Below are 19198 nucleotides of genomic sequence, written 5' to 3'. Positions count from 1 at the left end.
AGCTTCCCCCTATTTATTATATTTTCTAAAGGCTGCAACCAAAAGCTGCTGCGGCATATCGCTCGGATAATGCTCCACACTTTCCGCAGACAGCTTGTTGTTTCCTTGCTGACGAATCTGCAGCAGACGCAACGCCTCCATAATACGCGCCGGACTCACGCCACGTGGGCAGCGCTCCTCGCACGCCATGCAGGACAGACATTGCCACGGTGCATCAGCCTCCAGCAGCTCGGATGCATAACCGCTGTTTAAGTCCCAAACTACGCGGTGGGGCAGCAAATCCATTTTAGACGCAGCTTCACAGTTCGCACTGCAGCGGCCGCATTGCATGCAGCGACGCACGTCGGTAGCAGCAAGGCGCAAAATATCCTCTGTCAATTGCTTTTCATCAACAGCCATTATTCCGCACCTCCTTCGCTCTCCGCAACACCAAGTGCTTCTGCAAGAAGCTCCGTAAAGTAGCGCGTCGGCAGGCTGCCTGCGGCACCATTGGCCGTCAGGTTATATGCACACAGCGGGCATGCAGTAACAAGCTCCTGCGCACCACAGCTTGCAGCATTATTTTTAATATCGCTGACGAGCTTTTCGCATTGCGCCTTATCCTTCAGCGCCAGATAACCGCCGCAGCATTCATTGCGCATGCTGTAAATAACAGGCTCTGCACCCAACGCTTTAATAAAGGCTTCCATAACAGTAGGACTCTCTACGTCATCGAGGGCCAAAACCGCTCCCGGTCTGAGCAGCAAACAGCCATAATAAGCGCCAACCATGCGTTCCTTTAAAGGATGGCTCACAAGCTGCGCCAACTTTTCCCAACCGATTTCATCACGCAAAACCTCCAGGTAATGCAAAACTCGTGTTTCACCGGCATAAGGCTCTTCAAGTTGCAGATAATTATTTACCTTTTGGCGAATCTCCGTATTCGTCGCCATATCGTGATTCACACGCTTGATGACATGGTAGCACGCACTGCACAGCGTCACCAGAACGCCGCCGTTTTCACGCGCCGCCACAAGCGCACGCACCGCACTCAGACGCTCGGCAATAGCATCAGGCGCCATCGGGTAAACCGCACCGCAGCACTGCCATTCCGGCAGCTCCACCAGCGGAAAGCCCAGCACCTCAGCACAGCGTCGTGCTGCCATATCCAGCTGCTTCGCCTTCGTTGACAGCGTGCAGCCAGGATAATAATTATAAATCATCGTCTTTCCCTCCTTCGCAAAGGACATAAAACAACCTTGACCAAAAAATTGCTTTATTACGTATCTATTCTACATTAATTCTGAAAATACTGCTAGTAGCAAATAAAAATTTTCTTGGTTGCGTCGTGTCCTGCGGACACGGGAAAATTTTTCTCTGAACGAAACGGAATGTGAATTGCGAATCATATATAATCTCTTTTTTATCATAAACAAAAAAGAGCTGCTACGAAATCTCGTAACAGCTCCAAGAAACAAATTTTAATCCTGCCAGTAGTCCAGCTTTTGAGTCAGACCAATCTTGCTGGCCTTAAACTCAGGATTCTTACCGGCATTGCGCTGCTCGGTGTAATCATCCAGCGCACGCAGAGCAGGACCGCCCAGAATGCAGATAACAGGCAAGTTGATAATTGCCATGCAGCCCATGGTAACATCTGCCAAATCCCACATTGTACCCATGCTGGAGCCGGCACCGATGAAAATCAGTACGCAAGCCAGAATGCGGTAGCACAGAGTAAAGGTTTTGCCCGGAACATGCTTCAGAACATAAGCAAAAGCATTATCTACATAATACAGGTTGCCCAGCAGAGTAGTGAAGGCAAACAGTACCATAGATACAGTGATAAACAGCTTAGCATAATCGCCCATGCTTGCTGCCAGAGCTGCCTGTACATAAGGCGCACCAGCAAGCTCCTTAGTCGGCTCGATGCCGGAGCTCAGGCACATGAAAGCGGTAGCGGTGCAAATCAGCAGAGTATCAATAAATACGGACAGCATCTGAACCAGGCCTTGCTTAACCGGGTGAGAAACGTCAGCTGCAGCAGCAGCGTTCGGCGCAGAACCAACACCTGCTTCGTTGCTGTACAAACCGCGTTTGATACCGAACATCATGCAGCTGCCGGCAAAGCCACCGAAAATTGCAGTGAAGTCAAATGCTTCAGCAAAAATTCTGCCTACAACGCCGGGAACCAGATTGATATGCATAATAGTAAGGATAAATGCTACAGAAATGTAGATAACGCCCATCAAAGGAACCAGAGTAGAGGTTGCTTTGATAACGCGCTTGCCACCGCCCAGCAGGCAATAGCCTACGAGTACTGCTTCTACTGCGCCGATAATCCAGGGAGTTGTATCCGGATTATAGAAGCTCAGAGCAGCAAAGGTGGATTGCAGATTGTAGGAGCACAGCATATTAAAGCCGCAGCCATAGGTTACAATCAAGGCCAAAGCAAAAAGCACTGCCAGACCGCGGCTGCCCAAAGCAGCTTCGATGTAGTATGCAGGGCCGCCGTAGCTGCCGTGCGGACCACGTTTCTTGTAAATCTGTGCCAGGGTGCTTTCAATAAAAGCAGAAGCGCCGCCAACAACAGCAATAACCCACATCCAGAACACAGCACCATAACCGCCGAGGCAGATAGCTGTGGAAATGCCGATAATATTACCAGTACCTACACGGGACGCAGTAGATACCATCAAAGCCTGGAAGGATGATACCGCACCGGATTCAACAGGCTTCTCCAAAATAACACGAATAGTTTCCTTAAACAAACGTACCTGCACCAGACGAGTACGCAAAGTGTAGTACAGGCCTACACCGATGAGCATGATAATCAGCAAATAACTATACATAAAATTGCTGATTGCTCCAATGATTTCTCCGAACATAAATGTTGCTCCCCCTTTTTTAGTTTGTTTGTTAATTATAACATATTTATTTGCTTTTCCAAAATTCAGAAAGGACGACAGCTAACAAAGCTAACACTTTTGCACAATATAATAAATCAATTAAGTGATTTTGATAACATCGCATTCTGCTGCTCTAGTTTAAGCCTTGCAAGCATTCCTTGAGACTCGCATAGCACGGATGCTCCAAATCAAAGGCTCCTGCCAGAGCCGCCTCGCCCAAGCGCATGCCCACATACCTTTCTGTTCCTGCGAAATATGTATACAATAAATGCCTGCTGTAGTTCATTAATCCGTTCTCACGCCCACGGCAGCAATTTACAGTCTGCAGATATTCCGCACTCACATTATAAAGATTATAGTAATCGCTACATTCGGAGCTTTCCTGCCGCAGCGATTGCAGCAGCATATCCTCAAGATAGCCTTTTTGCCAACGTTTAGTAGCTTTTTTGCCGGGAAAGAAAAAGTGCGTGCAATACTCCACTTCTCTAAAGAAAGTATTGTCACGCACTGCAAAAAATTTCTGCATTCGGCGTTCGCGCTCATCAGCCGCGTCGGCAAAGAATACTGCTTTGCGCACTATTTCTCTGCCTTCCAGCTGTATAAGGCGTTTAGTCAGCAAGTCTAACTTATCGATACTCTGATAATTTACAATCTGCATGTTAGGCAAGCTGATTCCCTGCTTAAATAAATGCCGGAGATAGGCGTGCATAAACTGCGCCATCTCCAATCTTTCACACAGCAATAAAACCTCACCGGTAATAATGCTTTGCTTACTCAATTTATTTCTCCTTTTGTTCCAACATCTGCTCGGCAGCCTGCACTACCTGCTCCACCGTCAGACGTGTCATACATTGCATATCGTCACATTTATGCTTCATGCCATCCGCACAGCCAGGGCAGGGCGGCAACGCTGTCACAATAGTTGCATCCTTGGTATAAGGGCCGTACAGCTTCGGACTGGACGGACCATACATTGCCACGATAGGCACCTTTTGACTGATAGCTACGTGCATCGGGCCGCTGTCGTTCGTGATAACCAGGCTGCAACGGCGCATTGCCGCCGCCAGCTCGCCGATACGGAAGCAACCGGTTGCTACAACAGGAGTTGTCTTCATGAAGCTTACGGCCTCCTGCACCATTTCTTCGTCCATCGTACCGCCGAAGAATACAGGCTTATAGCCTTTTTCCGCAAGAATATCAGCTACCTTGGCAAAGCGCTCCGGCGCCCAGCGCTTGGTAACAACAGCACTGCCGATGTTAAAGCCCACCAGCTTGTCCGAAGCGAACACACCGTGCTCGCGCCAGAATTCATCCGCATGCTGCTGATATTCCTCGCTCGGGAAAATCTCCAGGCCGTTATGCTCCAGCTTCTTGACGCCAAGCTGCGTCAGCACATCAAGATACATGTCTGCCGCATGGATTTTGCGGTTAAGCGGAGTAAACACATCCCAAAGCGGTTTGAACATGGTGTGTGTTGTACCGCAACGCAATTTCACTTTGGTAAAAGCATCAATAAAGCTGCAACGCTCATTCGGATGCAGATTAATCAGCACATCAAAATCCATCTTGCTCAGACGGCGGGCGCAGGCCATCAACGCCAGCAGGCTATTGTCCTTGCCCTTCTTATCAATCGTGATAACCTCATCTAAATACGGATTGTGCAGCACTACATCCTTCAGCTTCTCATCCGCCAAAAAGGTAATGTGTGCATCCGGTGCTGCCTTACGCAGCGCATGGATAAAAGGCGTAGTCAGCGTCAGGTCTCCCAGATGCATCAAAAATGTTACCAATATTTTTTTGCCATTTAATTCTACAGCTTGTGCCATCAGCCCTCTGCCACCTTTTCCTGATAAATTTTATAAACCATTTCCGGCGTTATATCATGCATACAATGCCAGTTATCGCATTTTTTCTTCAAGCAGCCTGCACACTTTGCCGGTGAAAGCAATACCGTGGAATTTTTGCTGCCGTATGGTCCAGTGCGGTCAGCCTTCGTCGGTCCGTACATCGCCACAAGCGGCTTTTTAAGTGCCGCCGCAAAATGCAGCGGGCCGGTATCCGCACTGATATAGAAGCTGCAGCCCTTAATCAGCGCCGCCAGCTCACGCAGGCTTGTCTGTCCCGTCAAATCGATAACCAGCGAGCTTGCTGTGCCTTCGGCAATCTTCTGTCCCTTGACTGCATCATCGGGACCACCTGCAAGCACCACGGCAGTACCGTCAGCCGTAAGCTTTTTCGCCAGCTCGATATAATGCTCGACCGGCCATTCCTTCGTCCACCAGCGTGCACCGGGAACAATAACAACGTAATCGCCGCCCTGCCAGCCGGCCTCCTGCAGTTTATGCTGCACAGAAGCGGTTTCCGTGCTTAAATCCGGCATCGGGAATTCCACATCATCCAATGACTCTACCTTGGCACCAAGATAACGCGCCACGTCAAGATAGCGCTCAATAACATGGTCCTTGCTATGACTTCCGCCAATCGCCTTGCTGATAAAGCCGCTGCCCTCGCGCATTTCGCAATAGCCGATGCGGTTATCGCAACCGCTGATAGCAGCCAGTACCGCGCTTTTGAAAAGGCCCTGCATATCTATCACCAGGTCAAAATGCTTGCTGTGCAGCAAAGAGCGCATTTCGCAAAAATATTTCAGCTTATCACTGAAGCCCAGCTTATTAAATTTTACCTTATCAAAATAAAGCACCTCGTCAATCACCGGCGGATCCGGTACAAAGCCGGCAAACTGCGGATGTACCAGCCAGGTGATTTTCGCCTTGGGATAACGCTTGCGCAGTGCTGCCGCAAAGGGCAAAGTGTGCAGGATATCACCTAAAGAACTCATTTTGATTAACAGGATATTCCGATACTCCATTATCATCTCTCGCTTACAATATTTTTTACGAAATCCAGCAGATTGCCTCCTGTGTAAAGATAGCCTTTGACACCAGCAGCCTCCGCTGCTTCCACATCGCGCTTACTGTCACCGACCAAGAAGCTCTGCTCCTTGTCGATATCATAGTCTGCCAGCGCCTGCAGCAGCATGCCCGGTTTGGGTTTGCGACAATCGCACACACCGGTATATTCCGGCACGCTGCCCTCTGGATGATGCGGGCAGTAGTAGATTTTTTCTATTTTGCCGCCTGCCGCAGCAATTTCACGCTGCATATAAGCATGCAGCTCATTCATCTGCTCTACCGTATAATAACCACGCGCAATACCGCTCTGGTTTGTTACAACAAAAATTGTATAGCCAAGCTGCGTCAGATACGCCACAGCCTCGCGTGCACCGTCAATCCAGCGCAGGTTCTCAATTTTGTAGAGATAGGCTACATCAACATTGAGCACGCCATCTCTGTCAAAAAATACCGCCTTAGCCTTCATAAACGTAATAACCGCCGGTCTTGTCGAGAAGCTGGCAATATTCCTCTGCAGCTTCTTCAATCGGAGTAAAGCCTCCGTCATAGCCTGCTGCCAAAAGATTAGTGTCATCTGCTTCGGTAAAGCTCTGGTATTTGCCCTTCAGTACTTCAGGGAACGGTACATATTCCAGCTCGCCGCTACCAAAGTGGTTCAGCACAGCCTTAGCAAGAGTATTGAACTGATGCGCATGGCCGGTACCGCAGTTGAAAATACCGCTGATTTCCGGATGATCCCAGAAGTAGAAGTTTACCTTAACAACGTCTTTTACATACACAAAGTCACGAGTATGCTCGCCCGGTCCATAACCGGCGTACTCACCGAACAGGCGAACTTTATGTTCTGCTTTCCATTGGTTATACATTTGATAAATCATAGAAGCCATTTTGCCCTTATGATTCTCCTGCGGACCGTATACGTTAAAATAACGCAGGCCTACTACCTGGCTTTGTGCCTGCGGCAGCAGACGGCGCAGATAGTTGTCGAAGAACAGCTTGGAGAAAGCATATACATTCAGTGCTTCCTCACAGGCAGGCTCTTCACGGAAGCCATGCGCACCGCTGCCATAGGTGGAAGCAGAGGAAGCATACATCATCTGAATCTTTCTGTCGAGGCAGAAATGCAGCACGTTTTTAGTATACTCAAAGTTGTTTTCCATCATGTATTTGCCGTTATATTCCATTGTATCGGAGCAAGCGCCCTCATGGAAGATAACGTCGATTTTTTCATGATTGAATTTGCCTGCCTTCAGTGCATCCATGAAAGCATACTTATCCATATAATCCTTAACCTTCAGGCCTTGGATATTTTTGAATTTAACCATGTTGGTCAGGTTATCGACAACAAGAATGTCATCAATACCACGGTCATTTAAGCCTTTAACAATATTACTGCCGATAAAACCGGCACCACCAGTTACGATAATCATAATTTGCCCTCCTTAACCATTTTGGCAATTTTTTCCACCACACCGGTTGTGGAATAACCATCTTCAAATTCTATAATGCGCACTTCACCGGCATATTCACGTCCGGCAACCTCCTCAGGCTTGTAATCTCCGCCCTTGACGAGAATGTCGGGACGAATTTTTTCAATCAGCTCGGTCGGAGTATCCTGATCAAACAGTACTACCGCATCTACGCAGGCCAGCGCTGCCAGTACACGCGCACGGTCCAGCTCATGCACCAAAGGTCTTGTTTCACCCTTCAGACGGCGTACGGAAGCGTCCGTATTCAGGCCGACAATCAGGTGCTTGCCAAGGTTGCGCGCCTTTTCCAAATACGTTACATGTCCTACATGCAGAATATCGAAGCAACCGTTGGTGAAAACAATCTTTTCGCCGCAGGCTCTCCAGGTTGCCGCCAAAGATGCTATCTCCTGCCAGCTCAGCGTGCGATAGCCACGGCCCTGCTTACGTTCCTCCGTCAGCAAATCCTTCAACAGCTCGTCACGGTGCACCGGATAAGTGCCAACCTTGGCCACAACAATTCCTGCAGCACGATTCGCCATATAAACAGCATCTGCCAACGCCAGCTTGCCTGCAACACCGGCCAGAAGCGTAGCCGCCACTGTATCACCGGCACCGGAAACATCAAACACTTCAATCGCAGTAGCAGGACTGTGCAGCACCTGCTCAGCATTAACCAGGCTCATGCCGCGCTCACTGCGGGTAACAACAACATTTTTGATATGGAATTTTTCACGTGCAGCCTGCGCCATGCTGACAACGGCTTCATCAGAGTTTTCACGCTGACAGCCTGCAGCCTCACACATTTCCTTTAAATTAGGCGTAATAAAATCACAGCCGTCATATTTAGACCAGTCTGCTCCCTTAGGATCAATCAACACCGGTATATCATAGGCCTTGCCCTGAGCAATCACCCATTGGCAAAAATCATCCGAGCAGACACCCTTGGCATAATCGGAAACAATAATACCATCCAAGCCTTCGTCAAGCAAGCCTGCCAGCCAATGACGCAGCTCAACAATTTCATCCGGAAATAAATCGCCGGTTTCTTCAAAATCAAGTCGCAGCATCTGCTGATTACCGCCCAAAACACGCAACTTGGTAATAGTCTTGCGGCGTTTGCTTTTCACCAGTCCCTGATGATTGATGCCTGCATCATCCATCAGCTTTTCCAGCAGCAGACGGTTTTCATCATCACCTGTCACACCGCCCATAAAAACCTGACATTCCAGATGTGCCAGATTGGCAGCAACGTTTGCCGCACCGCCCAACACAGAATTTATCTTTGTAATACGTGTTACCGGTACAGGTGCTTCCGGAGAAATGCGTTTAACCTCACCCTGAAAATATCTGTCCAGCATCACATCGCCGATAACAGCAATGCGTACATTCTTAATCTGTTCCGCTAAAAAAGTTGTTACAGCTAAATCAGCCAAATTATTCACCATCCACCAGCTCACATAAAATGTGGCCTATCAAAATATGCATTTCCTGCGCACGGGCAGTAACCTTCGCCGGCACAGCAATGCACTCGTCGCACAGCAGCTTCATTTTACCGCCGCCCTCAGCCGTCATGCCTACGCAGAAAACACCCATGCTCTTGGCCAGCTCAACAGCTTCCACAACATTAGCGCTGTTGCCGCTTGTGGAAATGCCTACCAGCACATCGCCCGGACGTGCGAGTGCCTGCACCTGACGTACGAAAACCTTATCATAGCCGTAATCGTTGCCGACAGCAGTCAGAATGGAGGTATCTACCGTCAGTGCGATAGCAGGCAGACCGGCGCGTTCCTTTTGAAAGCGGCCTACAAACTCGGCAGCCAGATGCTGGCTGTCAGCGGCGCTGCCGCCGTTGCCGCAGAACAAAACCTTCTTGCCATTGGCCAACGCCTTTTTTACTTCTACAGCAATGCGCTCAATCTGTGCCAGAATATCGCTGTTCATCACAGCATTTGCCACCTGCAGATGGTCTAGAAAGCGTTGCTTAATAATCTCTTTCATTTTCTACCTCATTACCAGTTTACAAAATCAAATTTAGCTTCAAAAGCACTGTCTTTATTATCAGTATCTTTATGCTTGTAAATCAAAGAAAGCTGCCAGCAGCAGAACTTATGCGTCCAGCTGTATCTTGTTTCATAATTTTTCTTTTGGTCCAAATCATAGCGGTTGACAATGGTAAAGCTGTTCTTGTCATCCATGATGTATTGCAGACCATTACGCAGCTCTTTAGCCATATCAGGCTGATCGTAGGTAAATACATCTGTCGTAAAATCTTCACGATAATAACCAACCCAGGTATTCCAATGCGGACTGATTTTCTGGGCTAAGGTTGCATAATAAACATTAGTGGATTCTACAGAATCATCTGCGCTCTCGCGTGTCCACTTCTTACCGATTGTCAAATCTAAAGAGGTTTTTTTACTGTTGAACAGATAAATGCGGTCATGGTTAAGGAAGGCACCATATTCTGTATGCCAGCTCTTACGTCCGGTATCATCATTTTTCCACAGACCACGTTCAAAGTAAGCACTGTAGGATAAGGGCAAACCTGGTGCAATATGATGATTTTTATAATCAAAGCGGATATTGTTCTGCTTCTCTACCCATTCATCATCATCCTCATACCAACCGTTTTCATAGGTAACCTTAAAGTTACGCTCGTTGTGCTCCAAGCCGTAAACAGGCTTATAGCCGGCCTTGCTGTAATAATTCAAATCAGCGTAAATTGTGTCTTTATCTCCTAAAGGACGCTCGTAGGAAAGATTGACATAGGTACCCTTGTCGCTGTCCTTAAAGCCGATATGCGGCAGAATACGTTCCTTGGACTTTTCCGTCAGGCTATTTTCCCAATAATCACGGGAATAGATATGCTTGCCGCGTACATAAACCTTGACGTCGCGGGCTACCATTTTATCATGAGGATAAATTTCAAAGGTCTTTGCCTTGATTTCAAGACATTTGGGATGCTTTACTGCCGGACAACGGCTCGTAGAACCTCCCTCATCAAGAACCATCTTATCAGGATAAATTTCGGCATGAGGCGCAGCAAAGAAATCTTTGCCGTTCTTACCGGTCAATTTTTTCATTTCACCGGTTTTATTGTTAAAGTTATAATGGCCCCAGGCAGCCTGTGTTTCGCTGGCACCCTCTACCAGCTTGCCACCCTCCAGCAGCCAGATATCGCCGGTTTTCATATTACCCTTGACCTGCGTTGTATAAATATCCTGACCGTTCTGCGATACCTTGATATTGCCCTCGGCATGAAAATCACCGCTGACAGTATCATATTCGGCATGTTCACCGGTCAGACGAATCGGCAGCCCCTGCTGCTTTTCTGTATCCAGCTTTTCACGATGCGGTACCGCTGTATTAGGTTCATCAACAGTTACCGGGCTTAGCATACTGTCACTATTGCTGTTGCTGAACTGCTCAGCATAAACAGGCAGGCACATGCCAAGTGCCAAAGCTGTAGCTATAAAAGTCTTATGCATATAAAAAACTCCTTTTTTCTATACTGATGAAGAAAAAATTTCATAGTAATCCACTTAACATTATACCATAAAAAAAGCAAAAGCTCACTCGAAAGAGTGAGCTTTTCACGTATAATTTTCGATTTTATTCCTGATATACAACGCCTTGCAGAGAAGTATCTTCAGCAGTCTGTACAAATGTTTCACAGCCAACCGGAATAGTTACGCTGTTACCCTTGACAAAAGCACCGCCAACCAGGCCCACAGGACCAAGGATAATCATACCGCCGATAGCAGCTCCGGCTGCACCGGCAATGCTTTCAGCCTTTTGTTTAGCAAGCTCGCCTACAGTAACGGGAATCTTGGTTCCGTCTACGCCATAGATATAGGTAAAGTCAATATCAATGCGGCCATCCTTACCGAAAATACCGGGCTGAACAACCTTCTTAACCTCACCAACACCGGTTGCACCCTTCGGCAGTACCAGTACGTCATTTACATACAGGTTATCCGCTGCCTTAAAATGAACTACATCACCCTTACGGCTCATTTTAGTGCTCAGCTCAGAGGTAAAAGCAATTTTAAAAACAGAATCCTTCGGAAGCACAACCTGCTGTACAGGCACATTTCCGTCAGTATAAGAAGCGAGCTTCAGCAGACTTTCCAGGCGACCGCTCAAAGAACCGGTCTGATTCTGGCCATAAAGCAGCTTTTCCGTGGCTTCAATACGGTTTTTGGCAGCGCCGCCAGACATGCTTTCGTTCATTTTCCATTCTACCACATTCAGCTTAGTAGCAAAGGAAGCTTCACCGTTATCAGGAGTACCCTCAAGATAATCGTACATATTGTCAACGCGGTTTATAATAGCATCGCTGGTAATAGTTCCGTAAACATCATCTTCCAGACTATCCATACGCTGCAGCAAGGAACCGCTCTGCTCCGTGCCATAGAGCATTTTTTCCATAGCGCCGATTTTATCTGCCATCGGGACAGCAGAATCAGCAGCAAAACCTGGAATTACTGTAGTAAAGCAAAAGATAAAGGTCAACAATAAAGTTGCAAGCTGTTTTTTCAATTTTCTTACCTCCAATCAGAGCTATATATTTTCATTATAGCATGTTTTACCTAAAAAAAACAGAGGTTCTATTCTGAACCTCTGCTTTATCCAATGTAAAATTTGTACAGATTGTTACTATAAATAATATTGCAGACAGCTTTTGTACCTATATTACAAACCAAACAAGTAATTTTTTATTTTTTGTAGCTGTCAACAGCAGACTTAACAGCAGCCTTCATTTCATCCATTTTAGCAAAGCGACGACGATGCTGTGCTCTTTTGGACGGCTTCAGCTCTTCCATAGATTTGCGGTGTTCCGCGGTCGGCATAATATAGAAGCGACGATCTGAGCAGATAACACCCTCGCACTCCTGCCAGAAAGCACCGAAATCAGTCTTCAGCTTACGATCTACACGTACATGGTTCATCGCGTAATAGCCGTCATTGGTAACAGCGAAAATATTTTCAACGCCTATAGCCTTAGCAAAACAACGCAGACCATAGAACATCAGGTTTTTGGTACGATAGCCGAAGAAAGCCTTCGTCATGCCCTTAATCAGCTCATTACCGTTCTGCGGTCCCTGCAGGGCACCAATATAAATAACATTCTTGCCGTCTGTTTTATTCTTTGCCAGCCAGAACATGATTTGGTATAAAGGCTCGCCCTCATAGAATAAAGCCAAAGACATGCAGCCTTCCTTGCGTTGGCCGGCATGAAACCACAGCTGCAGCGTCAACGGTCTGTCATCGTAGGAATCCTCCCACAGCTGCACCATTTCACCCTTGCTATACAATTTATCCATCAGCTCCGGCTTGAACAGCTCTTCCATAATCAGCAGATGATTCTGCACCAGCTCTACACGTTCATCCCAAGTTGAGCCTTTATAAAAAACGCTCTGGTAGTCTGTTCCAAAAGCGCAGGTGCTCCCTGCAGCCATGCCTGACGATTGCTGTTTGCATCAAAAAATTTCAGCAAGCCTTCTATCGAGTTGCTATGCATAGCACAACGCGCACGGAAAACGACATAGCGCTTCATTTCCTTCAAAATATGTGTCTGATATAAGCTTTTGCCGACATATTCTAAAATATTCTTTTCCATCAGTTACCTCTAGAAATATTATAATTATCTATATTATAGCATAGTTCAGAATGATAAGCATCAAGCATTCTTGATAAAAATATGTTTATGTGTTAAAATTTTTACGACAACCGTTTTACAGGGTGGTATTGCCTTCATTCAATTAAGAATGGAGGTGATGTCTATGGTATATTTTACATTCCAGGATCTTATGATTTTCGGTATGTTTATACTGGCATTGCTGACGTTCATTTTTCAGAACCGAAAGTAAATCGCACATAGAAAAACCGCCTCTGTAATTTACCAGATTCCGAGGCGGCTTTTCAAGTCAATTCAACTGGCAACCCACCTTTGCGGGCGGTTGTCTTTTTCTATATTTAATATATCACATTCATACTATTTTTTCAAGTAATGACTTAATTCTTTCTCATATGCTCTTCGAGATACTGACCGACAATTTTAACGGCACAGTAATCACCGCACATGGAGCAAGCCTCATCATCGGATTTGTTCTTGCGGCAGCGATATTCCTTAGCCTTTACCGGGTCGATAGCCAGATCAAGCTGAGCAGGCCAATCCAGAACCTTACGTGCTCTTGCCATCTTCAGGTCCCACTCCCATGCCTGCTTGTTGCCGTTAGCCAAATCAGCGGCATGCGCAGCGATACGGGTAGCGATTACGCCCTCGCGTACATCATTTAAGTCAGGCAGGCCCAAATGCTCGGCCGGAGTTACGTAGCATAGGAAGTTAGCACCACTGACAGCAGCAAGAGTGCCGCCGATAGCACTGGTAATATGGTCATAGCCGGGAGCAACATCTGTTACAAGAGGTCCGAGCACATAGAACGGTGCGCCGTGGCACAGGCGTTTTTGCAGCTGCATGTTCGCAGCAATCTGGTTGTAGGGCACGTGGCCGGGGCCTTCTACCATAACCTGTACCCCCTTATCCCAAGCGCGCTGTGTCAATTCACCCAGGTTCAGCAGCTCCTGAATCTGCGCTCTGTCGGTAGCATCAGCAATGCATCCGGGACGCAGGCCATCGCCAAGGCTGATAGTTACATCATATTCGGCACAAATATCAAGAATTTCATCATAGTATTCATACAGAGGATTCTCTGCGTCATTGTGCAGCATCCAGCCGGTGATAAAGCTGCCGCCGCGGCTGACAACATCCATCTCACGGCCTTCGTCAATGAGTGCTTTCAGCACATTTTTGTTAATGCCGCAATGAATGGTCATGAAGTCGGCGCCATCTGCAGCCTGTTGGCGGATAACATCGAAAATATCTTCCTTAGTCATCTCAACCACTGCGCCACGCTTCTTAATGGTTTCTACAGTTACCTGATACATAGGCACAGTGCCAACCATTACGGTAGATGCAGCAATAATTGCCTGACGGGAAGCGCTGATATTGTTGCCGGTGGAAAGATCCATAACAGAATCCGCGCCTGCATCAATAGCAGCCTGCAGCTTTGCCAGCTCCGGTTCCGGATCAGGATAGCTGCTGGAGGTACCGATGTTAGCGTTAACCTTTACAGTAAGGCCGGTACCAACACCGCGCGGAATAATATTTTTATGATTGATGTTGCAGGGAATGGCGATAGTACCGTTTGCTACGCCTTCGCGAATAAACTCCGCAGTTACATGCTCCTGCTCTGCTACAATTTTCATTGCTTCGGTAATCACACCTTGGCGTGCCAATTGCATTTGTGTTGCCATAATTTTTCCTCCTTATAATTAAAAGACCGCTTTCCTGTCGGAAAGCGGTTGAATTGTCTTTTTGCAGAAATCTGCTCGCTTTCCTACGCTGGTTTTAACCAGATTCAGGTTCAAAGGGTCGGATGTAAGTCCTCTCAGCAAATTGCGCCCCTAGCGGTTGCGTTGTTTTGTTTACATGCTTACTTTAACATGAATAACATCATTTTGCAAGCATACAAACCGAAACTTTTCTGTAATCTACGTTACAAATTCACTAAAAAAATTGTATACATAAAAAATCTTTACAAAAACACTTGACTCTAAAAGCAGGCGTGCTATAATCATCTACAAATCACATTAAGCAACGCAATGATGGAGAAGCAATGTGCAGGTCTTTTCAGAAAGCTGGCGGTTGATGCAAGGCAGCAGCGAAGCACACTAGTTCCGCTCCGAAGCGGCAAATGACGAATTTGACGGGTGCGCCCGATACAGCGTTCAAAGTTGGCCATAGGCAAATTGGGTGGCACCGCGAGCAGTCCTCGTCCCAAGATAGGGATGATGGGCTTATTTTTTTAGGTGAAGCAATTATGCAATGGCAATTTGGGTGGTACCGCGAGATAAAGGCAAGCTCGTCCCAAAAGGATGTGCTTGCCTTATTTATTTTCAGGAAGAAGGAAAGAATACATGAAAAGAGCATATAACTTTAACGCCGGTCCTTCCGCTATGCCGCTCGAGGTACTGTTGGAAGCGCAGGAAGAATTCTTAAACTATCAAAACACCGGCATGAGCATCATTGAAATGAGCCATCGCAGTAGTGAATACGCTGCCCTGCATGCAGAAACAAAACAGCTGCTGCGTGAGCTGATGGAAATCCCCGAGGATTACGAGATTATGTTTATCCAAGGCGGCGGCAGCACCCAGTTTTTAATGACAGCTGCCAATTTCCACACTAAAAAATACGCCGCTTATGTCAACACCGGCGTCTGGGCCAAAAAGGCTATGGCAGAAGGAAAATTCTACGGCGAGGTTTATGAGGCCGCTAGCAGCGCTGATAAGAACCACAGCTACATTCCACAGGAATTCACGCTCCGCCCCGATACTTCTTATGTACACCTCACTGCCAACAACACGATTTACGGCACCGAATACAAGGATTTCCCCAAGTTTGATGTTCCCGTTATCTGCGATATGTCCAGCGACATCCTCTCGCGCAAGGTGAACGTCAAGGATTTTGATCTTATCTACGCAGGAGCGCAAAAGAATCTTGGTCCTGCAGGCGTAGTCATTGTCATTGCCAAGAAAAGCTTTTTGGCAACAGCGCGTGAGGAGCTGCCCACTATGCTGAAGTACAGCACCTTTGCCAATAACGATTCTTTGTACAATACACCGCCTGTCTTTGCCATTTATATGGTTAACAAAACTCTGCACTGGATTAAAAAGCAGGGTGGAGTAAACGCTATTGCCAAGAATAATGCAGCAAAGGCTAAGCTCATCTATGACGTTATCGACAACAGCAACGGTTTTTACAAGGGTCATGCTGCTCCCGAAGCTCGCAGCAATATGAACATTACCTTCAATCTGGCTACGCCGGAAATGGAGAAGGATTTCGTAGCTAAGGGCAAGGCTGCCGGCTTTGTCGGTATCGGCGGTCATCGTCTTGTCGGCGGCTGCCGCGCCAGTGCCTATAATGCTGTGCCGCTGGAGGCCTGCAAGGCTTTGGCGGAGTTTATGGAAGAATATATGAAGGAAAACAAATAACAGGAGGATAAATCACCATGAAAATTTTTGTCAGCAACGATATCAGCGAAAAAGGCGTAGCTCTGCTGCGCGAACACTTTGATGTAGATGTAATGCCCAACATGAAGCCGGAGGAGCTTATCAAGGTTATCAACAATTACGATGGTCTGGTAACCCGCAGCATGACCAAGGTAACCAAGGAGGTTATCGAAGCCTCCACCCGCCTGAAGGTTATCGGCCGCGCCGGCGTTGGCGTTGACAACATCGATATTCCTGCCGCTACCGCTAAAGGCATCGTCGTACTCAACACCCCGGAAGGCAACACCATGGCAGCTACCGAGCACACCGTTGCTATGATGATGGCTATGACTCGTCACATTCCGCAAGCCCATCAATCCATTCAGGAAGGCAAATGGGACCGCAAATCCTTTGACGGCATTCAGGTACAGGGCAAAACCCTTGGCATCATCGGCGTCGGCCGTATCGGCAGCCGTGTTGCCAAACGTATGCAGGCTATGGAAATGACCACCATTGGTTACGATCCTTATATTACCGAAGAACGTGCGCATCAGGTTGGCGTTGAGCTGGTTGATTTTGACACTCTGCTGGCTAAATCCGATTACATCACTATCCACACTCCGCTCACCAAAGAAACCGAAAAAATGCTGAACGCCGAAGCTATTGCCAAAATGAAGGACGGCGTGCGCATTGTCAACTGCGCCCGCGGCGGCTGCATGGATCCCGAAGCTATTGCCGAAGGCGTTAAATCCGGTAAAATTGCCGGCGCTGCCATTGACGTTTATCCGACCGAACCGCTTACCAAAGAAAATAACCCCTTCCTGGGCCTGTTCAACGTTGTACAAACTCCGCACCTTGGTGCTTCCACCATCGAAGCGCAAATCGGTGTAGCTGTTGATGTTGCTTACGGCGTAATCGATGCTCTCGAAGGCCGTCCGGTTATGACCGCCGTTAATATGGCGCCCATTCCGAAAAGCGTGGCAGCAGTTATCCAACCGTACTTCAAGCTGGCAGAACGTATGGGTACCGTGGGCATCTATTTGGCAGACGGACCGATTAAGAGCGTTGAGGTAGAATACACCGGTGCGCTTGCCGAAACCGAAACCCAGGCTCTTACTACCGCCTTCCTCAAAGGCCTGCTGAACCCAATTCTGCAGGAAAGCGTTAACTTCGTCAATGCTCCTGGCATTGCTAAAAAACGTAACCTGGAGGTTAAAGAGGTTAAGGCTAACAAGCCAGGTTACTTCACTACCGCTATCAATGTAAAAATTGCTACTGCCAAGGGCACACATAAAATCGAAGGCACTTTGTTCGACGGCAAGCAGCCTAAAATTGTACAAATCGACCAATATCATGTTGACTTCAATCCCGAAGGCTACCTGCTGCTGGCACCGCACGTCAACAAGCCTAATATGATCGGTCAAATGGCAACTATTTTGGGCAGCGCCGGCATCAACATCAACGGCATGCAGGTTGGCAGCACTCCTAAATCCGACACCAACATTATGGCGATTGCTGTTGGCGATGATATTCCTAACGATATTATGCTGCAGCTGCGTGGTGTGGAAGGCATTATTGACGTTAAGCTTATCAACTGCGAAGGCTAATCACTATATAAATTACAGCGAGGAAATTCTATGAGAATAATTTTAGTCCGACACGGCGAAACAACCTGGAATATAGAAGGCAGATACCAAGGACAGGAAGATACACCGCTGAGCGAGCGCGGTCTGCGCCAAGGCCACCTGCTGGCCGAGGGCTTGCACCATATCCCTATTGATGTGTGCATCTCCAGCCCACTGCAGCGCTCCTATCAGACCTGCAAGTTCTGCGCCGATCTGCACAAGCTGCCGGTAGCAACAGATGAACGTCTGCTGGAAATAAATCACGGCAGCTGGGAAGGCGTGCTGGCACCGGAAATTGCCAAGCAATTTCCGCAGGAGTTTGCCCTGTGGCACACCAGGCCGCACCTAGTACAAATGCCTGACGGCGGCGAAAGCCTGGAGGATGTGCGCAAGCGTGCGCGCGCTGCCTTTGACGATTATGCTGCCAAATATATCGATAAGACTGTGCTGGTTGCTGCGCATGATGCAGTGAACAAAGCGATTATCTGTGATTTGCTTGGCCTTGATATGTCGCACTTCTGGCAGATTAAGCAGGATAATACCTGTATCAATGTATTAGAATATAATGAAGGTGTTTGGCGCGTAGTGTTGCTGAACTCCACCAATCATTTAGGCTTCCTGTTCAGCGGTATTGAGCAGGCTGGCCTGTAATTTAACAAAGCAAAACTACCGTCCTGCGCAGCAAAGCTGCGAGGGCGGTAGTTTTTTGTCTTTCTTGTCAAAATTTTGTTTGCATGATACAATATTACAGACAACCGTGTTGCGGGCGCATCCAAGAAGCAAGTCCATAGGACGAAGCTGATTGGTACTGCGCGCCATGTGATAGCACCCCAAGAGGCGTAGCCGATTGGTTTGGTGCGAACCACTGCAGGGTGGCGTTGCCGAAATTCCGTTGGAATGGAGGTGATGCTTATGAAAAATTACGACTTCAAAGATCTTATGGCCTTTGGCGTATTTATTCTGGCGTTACTGACATTTATATTTCAGTTCAGCAAATAATCCAGACATAAGAAAACCACCCCAAAACTTGCCGGTCGCGGGGTGGATTTTCTTTCCTCTTTGAATCGGCAACCCACCTTGTGGGCGGTTGTCTTTCTATTTTTATTATACCACATCCAAATATTTTTGCAACACCGTAATCCAGACATAAGAAAACCACCCCAAAACTTGCCGGTCGCGGGGTGGATTTTCTTACCACATTGAATCGGCAACCCACCTTGTTGCGGGCGCATCCAAGAAGCAAGTCCATA

17 protein-coding genes, 1 pseudogene and 1 riboswitch are annotated in these 19198 nt (G+C 47.5%); of the genes and pseudogenes, 3 read left to right on the top strand and 15 right to left on the bottom strand.

Going from position 1 to position 19198, the window contains the following annotated elements:
- Window positions 1–9: 9 nt before the first annotated feature.
- From HMPREF9443_RS05800 to thiC, 14 genes and pseudogenes are all read right to left on the bottom strand, one after another.
- A complete protein-coding gene (locus HMPREF9443_RS05800) occupies window positions 10–399 on the bottom strand; it encodes a 4Fe-4S dicluster domain-containing protein (protein ID WP_009145605.1) in 390 nt (129 codons plus the stop codon).
- Window positions 399–1202 (bottom strand): CoB--CoM heterodisulfide reductase iron-sulfur subunit B family protein, encoded by an 804-nt coding sequence (locus HMPREF9443_RS05795; RefSeq protein ID WP_040565113.1) that lies wholly within the window; start codon window positions 1200–1202, stop codon window positions 399–401. The genes HMPREF9443_RS05800 and HMPREF9443_RS05795 overlap by 1 nt, the downstream gene beginning before the upstream one ends.
- Window positions 1203–1460: 258 nt before the next feature.
- Window positions 1461–2864 carry an alanine/glycine:cation symporter family protein gene (locus HMPREF9443_RS05790; protein ID WP_009145603.1) on the bottom strand — a complete coding sequence of 468 codons (1404 nt, stop codon included), beginning with the start codon at window positions 2862–2864 and terminating at the stop codon, window positions 1461–1463.
- Window positions 2865–3018: 154 nt separating this feature from the next.
- Window positions 3019–3663 carry a hypothetical protein gene (locus tag HMPREF9443_RS05785; protein WP_040565112.1) on the bottom strand — a complete coding sequence of 215 codons (645 nt, stop codon included), beginning with the start codon at window positions 3661–3663 and terminating at the stop codon, window positions 3019–3021.
- A gap of 1 nt (window position 3664) precedes the next feature.
- Entirely contained in the window at window positions 3665–4711 is a 1047-nt protein-coding gene (locus HMPREF9443_RS05780) for a glycosyltransferase family 9 protein (RefSeq protein WP_009145601.1), read from the bottom strand.
- Window positions 4711–5754 carry a lipopolysaccharide heptosyltransferase I gene (waaC, locus tag HMPREF9443_RS05775; RefSeq protein ID WP_040565111.1) on the bottom strand — a complete coding sequence of 348 codons (1044 nt, stop codon included), beginning with the start codon at window positions 5752–5754 and terminating at the stop codon, window positions 4711–4713. The genes HMPREF9443_RS05780 and waaC overlap by 1 nt, the downstream gene beginning before the upstream one ends.
- Before the next feature lie 2 nt (window positions 5755–5756).
- Complete coding sequence (gene gmhB, locus HMPREF9443_RS05770) at window positions 5757–6263, bottom strand: D-glycero-beta-D-manno-heptose 1,7-bisphosphate 7-phosphatase (RefSeq protein ID WP_009145599.1); 507 nt, start codon at window positions 6261–6263, stop codon at window positions 5757–5759.
- Window positions 6253–7227: an ADP-glyceromanno-heptose 6-epimerase gene (gene rfaD, locus HMPREF9443_RS05765; RefSeq protein WP_009145598.1), complete on the bottom strand. Its 975-nt coding sequence runs from the start codon at window positions 7225–7227 to the stop codon at window positions 6253–6255. Before rfaD ends, gmhB begins: the two co-directional genes overlap by 11 nt.
- Window positions 7224–8714, bottom strand: a complete 1491-nt coding sequence (gene rfaE1 / locus HMPREF9443_RS05760; protein WP_009145597.1) for a D-glycero-beta-D-manno-heptose-7-phosphate kinase — start codon at window positions 8712–8714, stop codon at window positions 7224–7226. Before rfaE1 ends, rfaD begins: the two co-directional genes overlap by 4 nt.
- Window positions 8704–9267, bottom strand: coding sequence for a D-sedoheptulose-7-phosphate isomerase (locus tag HMPREF9443_RS05755; RefSeq protein WP_009145596.1), 564 nt, complete (start codon window positions 9265–9267; stop codon window positions 8704–8706). Before HMPREF9443_RS05755 ends, rfaE1 begins: the two co-directional genes overlap by 11 nt.
- 11 nt (window positions 9268–9278) lie before the next feature.
- Window positions 9279–10757: an LPS-assembly protein LptD gene (locus HMPREF9443_RS05750; protein ID WP_009145595.1), complete on the bottom strand. Its 1479-nt coding sequence runs from the start codon at window positions 10755–10757 to the stop codon at window positions 9279–9281.
- Between the two features lie 124 nt (window positions 10758–10881).
- Entirely contained in the window at window positions 10882–11811 is a 930-nt protein-coding gene (locus tag HMPREF9443_RS05745; RefSeq protein ID WP_040565109.1) for a hypothetical protein, read from the bottom strand.
- Between the two features lie 176 nt (window positions 11812–11987).
- Window positions 11988–12793, bottom strand: a pseudogene (locus tag HMPREF9443_RS05740) (DUF535 family protein).
- A 494-nt stretch (window positions 12794–13287) separates the two neighbouring features.
- Window positions 13288–14589: a phosphomethylpyrimidine synthase ThiC gene (gene thiC / locus HMPREF9443_RS05735; protein ID WP_009145591.1), complete on the bottom strand. Its 1302-nt coding sequence runs from the start codon at window positions 14587–14589 to the stop codon at window positions 13288–13290.
- A 63-nt stretch (window positions 14590–14652) separates the two neighbouring features.
- Window positions 14653–14751, bottom strand: a riboswitch (TPP riboswitch).
- Between the two features lie 501 nt (window positions 14752–15252).
- Here thiC and serC point away from each other — a divergent pair.
- Genes serC through HMPREF9443_RS05715 form a run of 3 tightly spaced genes read left to right on the top strand, consistent with a single transcriptional unit; the run spans window position 15253 to window position 18599 of the window.
- Window positions 15253–16326: a 3-phosphoserine/phosphohydroxythreonine transaminase gene (gene serC / locus HMPREF9443_RS05725; protein WP_009145589.1), complete on the top strand. Its 1074-nt coding sequence runs from the start codon at window positions 15253–15255 to the stop codon at window positions 16324–16326.
- A 17-nt stretch (window positions 16327–16343) separates the two neighbouring features.
- Window positions 16344–17930 carry a phosphoglycerate dehydrogenase gene (gene serA, locus HMPREF9443_RS05720; protein WP_009145588.1) on the top strand — a complete coding sequence of 529 codons (1587 nt, stop codon included), beginning with the start codon at window positions 16344–16346 and terminating at the stop codon, window positions 17928–17930.
- A gap of 30 nt (window positions 17931–17960) precedes the next feature.
- Entirely contained in the window at window positions 17961–18599 is a 639-nt protein-coding gene (locus HMPREF9443_RS05715) for a histidine phosphatase family protein (protein WP_009145587.1), read from the top strand.
- Between the two features lie 332 nt (window positions 18600–18931).
- Here the strand turns inward: HMPREF9443_RS05715 and HMPREF9443_RS11010 are convergent.
- Window positions 18932–19198: hypothetical protein (locus HMPREF9443_RS11010; protein ID WP_222859553.1), on the bottom strand; the 267-nt coding region annotated here is incomplete at its 5' end.

It is taken from the genome of Phascolarctobacterium succinatutens YIT 12067, assembly GCF_000188175.1.
Lineage (GTDB): Bacteria > Bacillota > Negativicutes > Acidaminococcales > Acidaminococcaceae > Phascolarctobacterium_A > Phascolarctobacterium_A succinatutens.
This window is presented reverse-complemented; position numbering and strand designations above follow the sequence as displayed.

What these genes read in the sequence shown, in the direction of transcription:
- gmhB (WP_009145599.1), bottom strand. Translation starts at nt 6,263, where the DNA reads ATGAAGGCTAAGGCGGTATTTTTTGACAGAGATGGCGTGCTCAATGTT.
- HMPREF9443_RS05780 (WP_009145601.1), bottom strand. Translation starts at nt 4,711, where the DNA reads ATGGCACAAGCTGTAGAATTAAATGGCAAAAAAATATTGGTAACATTT.
- serC (WP_009145589.1), top strand. Translation starts at nt 15,253, where the DNA reads ATGAAAAGAGCATATAACTTTAACGCCGGTCCTTCCGCTATGCCGCTC.
- thiC (WP_009145591.1), bottom strand. Translation starts at nt 14,589, where the DNA reads ATGGCAACACAAATGCAATTGGCACGCCAAGGTGTGATTACCGAAGCA.
- HMPREF9443_RS05715 (WP_009145587.1), top strand. Translation starts at nt 17,961, where the DNA reads ATGAGAATAATTTTAGTCCGACACGGCGAAACAACCTGGAATATAGAA.
- rfaE1 (WP_009145597.1), bottom strand. Translation starts at nt 8,714, where the DNA reads ATGGTGAATAATTTGGCTGATTTAGCTGTAACAACTTTTTTAGCGGAA.
- HMPREF9443_RS05790 (WP_009145603.1), bottom strand. Translation starts at nt 2,864, where the DNA reads ATGTTCGGAGAAATCATTGGAGCAATCAGCAATTTTATGTATAGTTAT.
- serA (WP_009145588.1), top strand. Translation starts at nt 16,344, where the DNA reads ATGAAAATTTTTGTCAGCAACGATATCAGCGAAAAAGGCGTAGCTCTG.
- HMPREF9443_RS05755 (WP_009145596.1), bottom strand. Translation starts at nt 9,267, where the DNA reads ATGAAAGAGATTATTAAGCAACGCTTTCTAGACCATCTGCAGGTGGCA.
- rfaD (WP_009145598.1), bottom strand. Translation starts at nt 7,227, where the DNA reads ATGATTATCGTAACTGGTGGTGCCGGTTTTATCGGCAGTAATATTGTT.
- waaC (WP_040565111.1), bottom strand. Translation starts at nt 5,754, where the DNA reads ATGGAGTATCGGAATATCCTGTTAATCAAAATGAGTTCTTTAGGTGAT.
- HMPREF9443_RS05750 (WP_009145595.1), bottom strand. Translation starts at nt 10,757, where the DNA reads ATGCATAAGACTTTTATAGCTACAGCTTTGGCACTTGGCATGTGCCTG.
- HMPREF9443_RS05800 (WP_009145605.1), bottom strand. Translation starts at nt 399, where the DNA reads ATGGCTGTTGATGAAAAGCAATTGACAGAGGATATTTTGCGCCTTGCT.
- HMPREF9443_RS05795 (WP_040565113.1), bottom strand. Translation starts at nt 1,202, where the DNA reads ATGATTTATAATTATTATCCTGGCTGCACGCTGTCAACGAAGGCGAAG.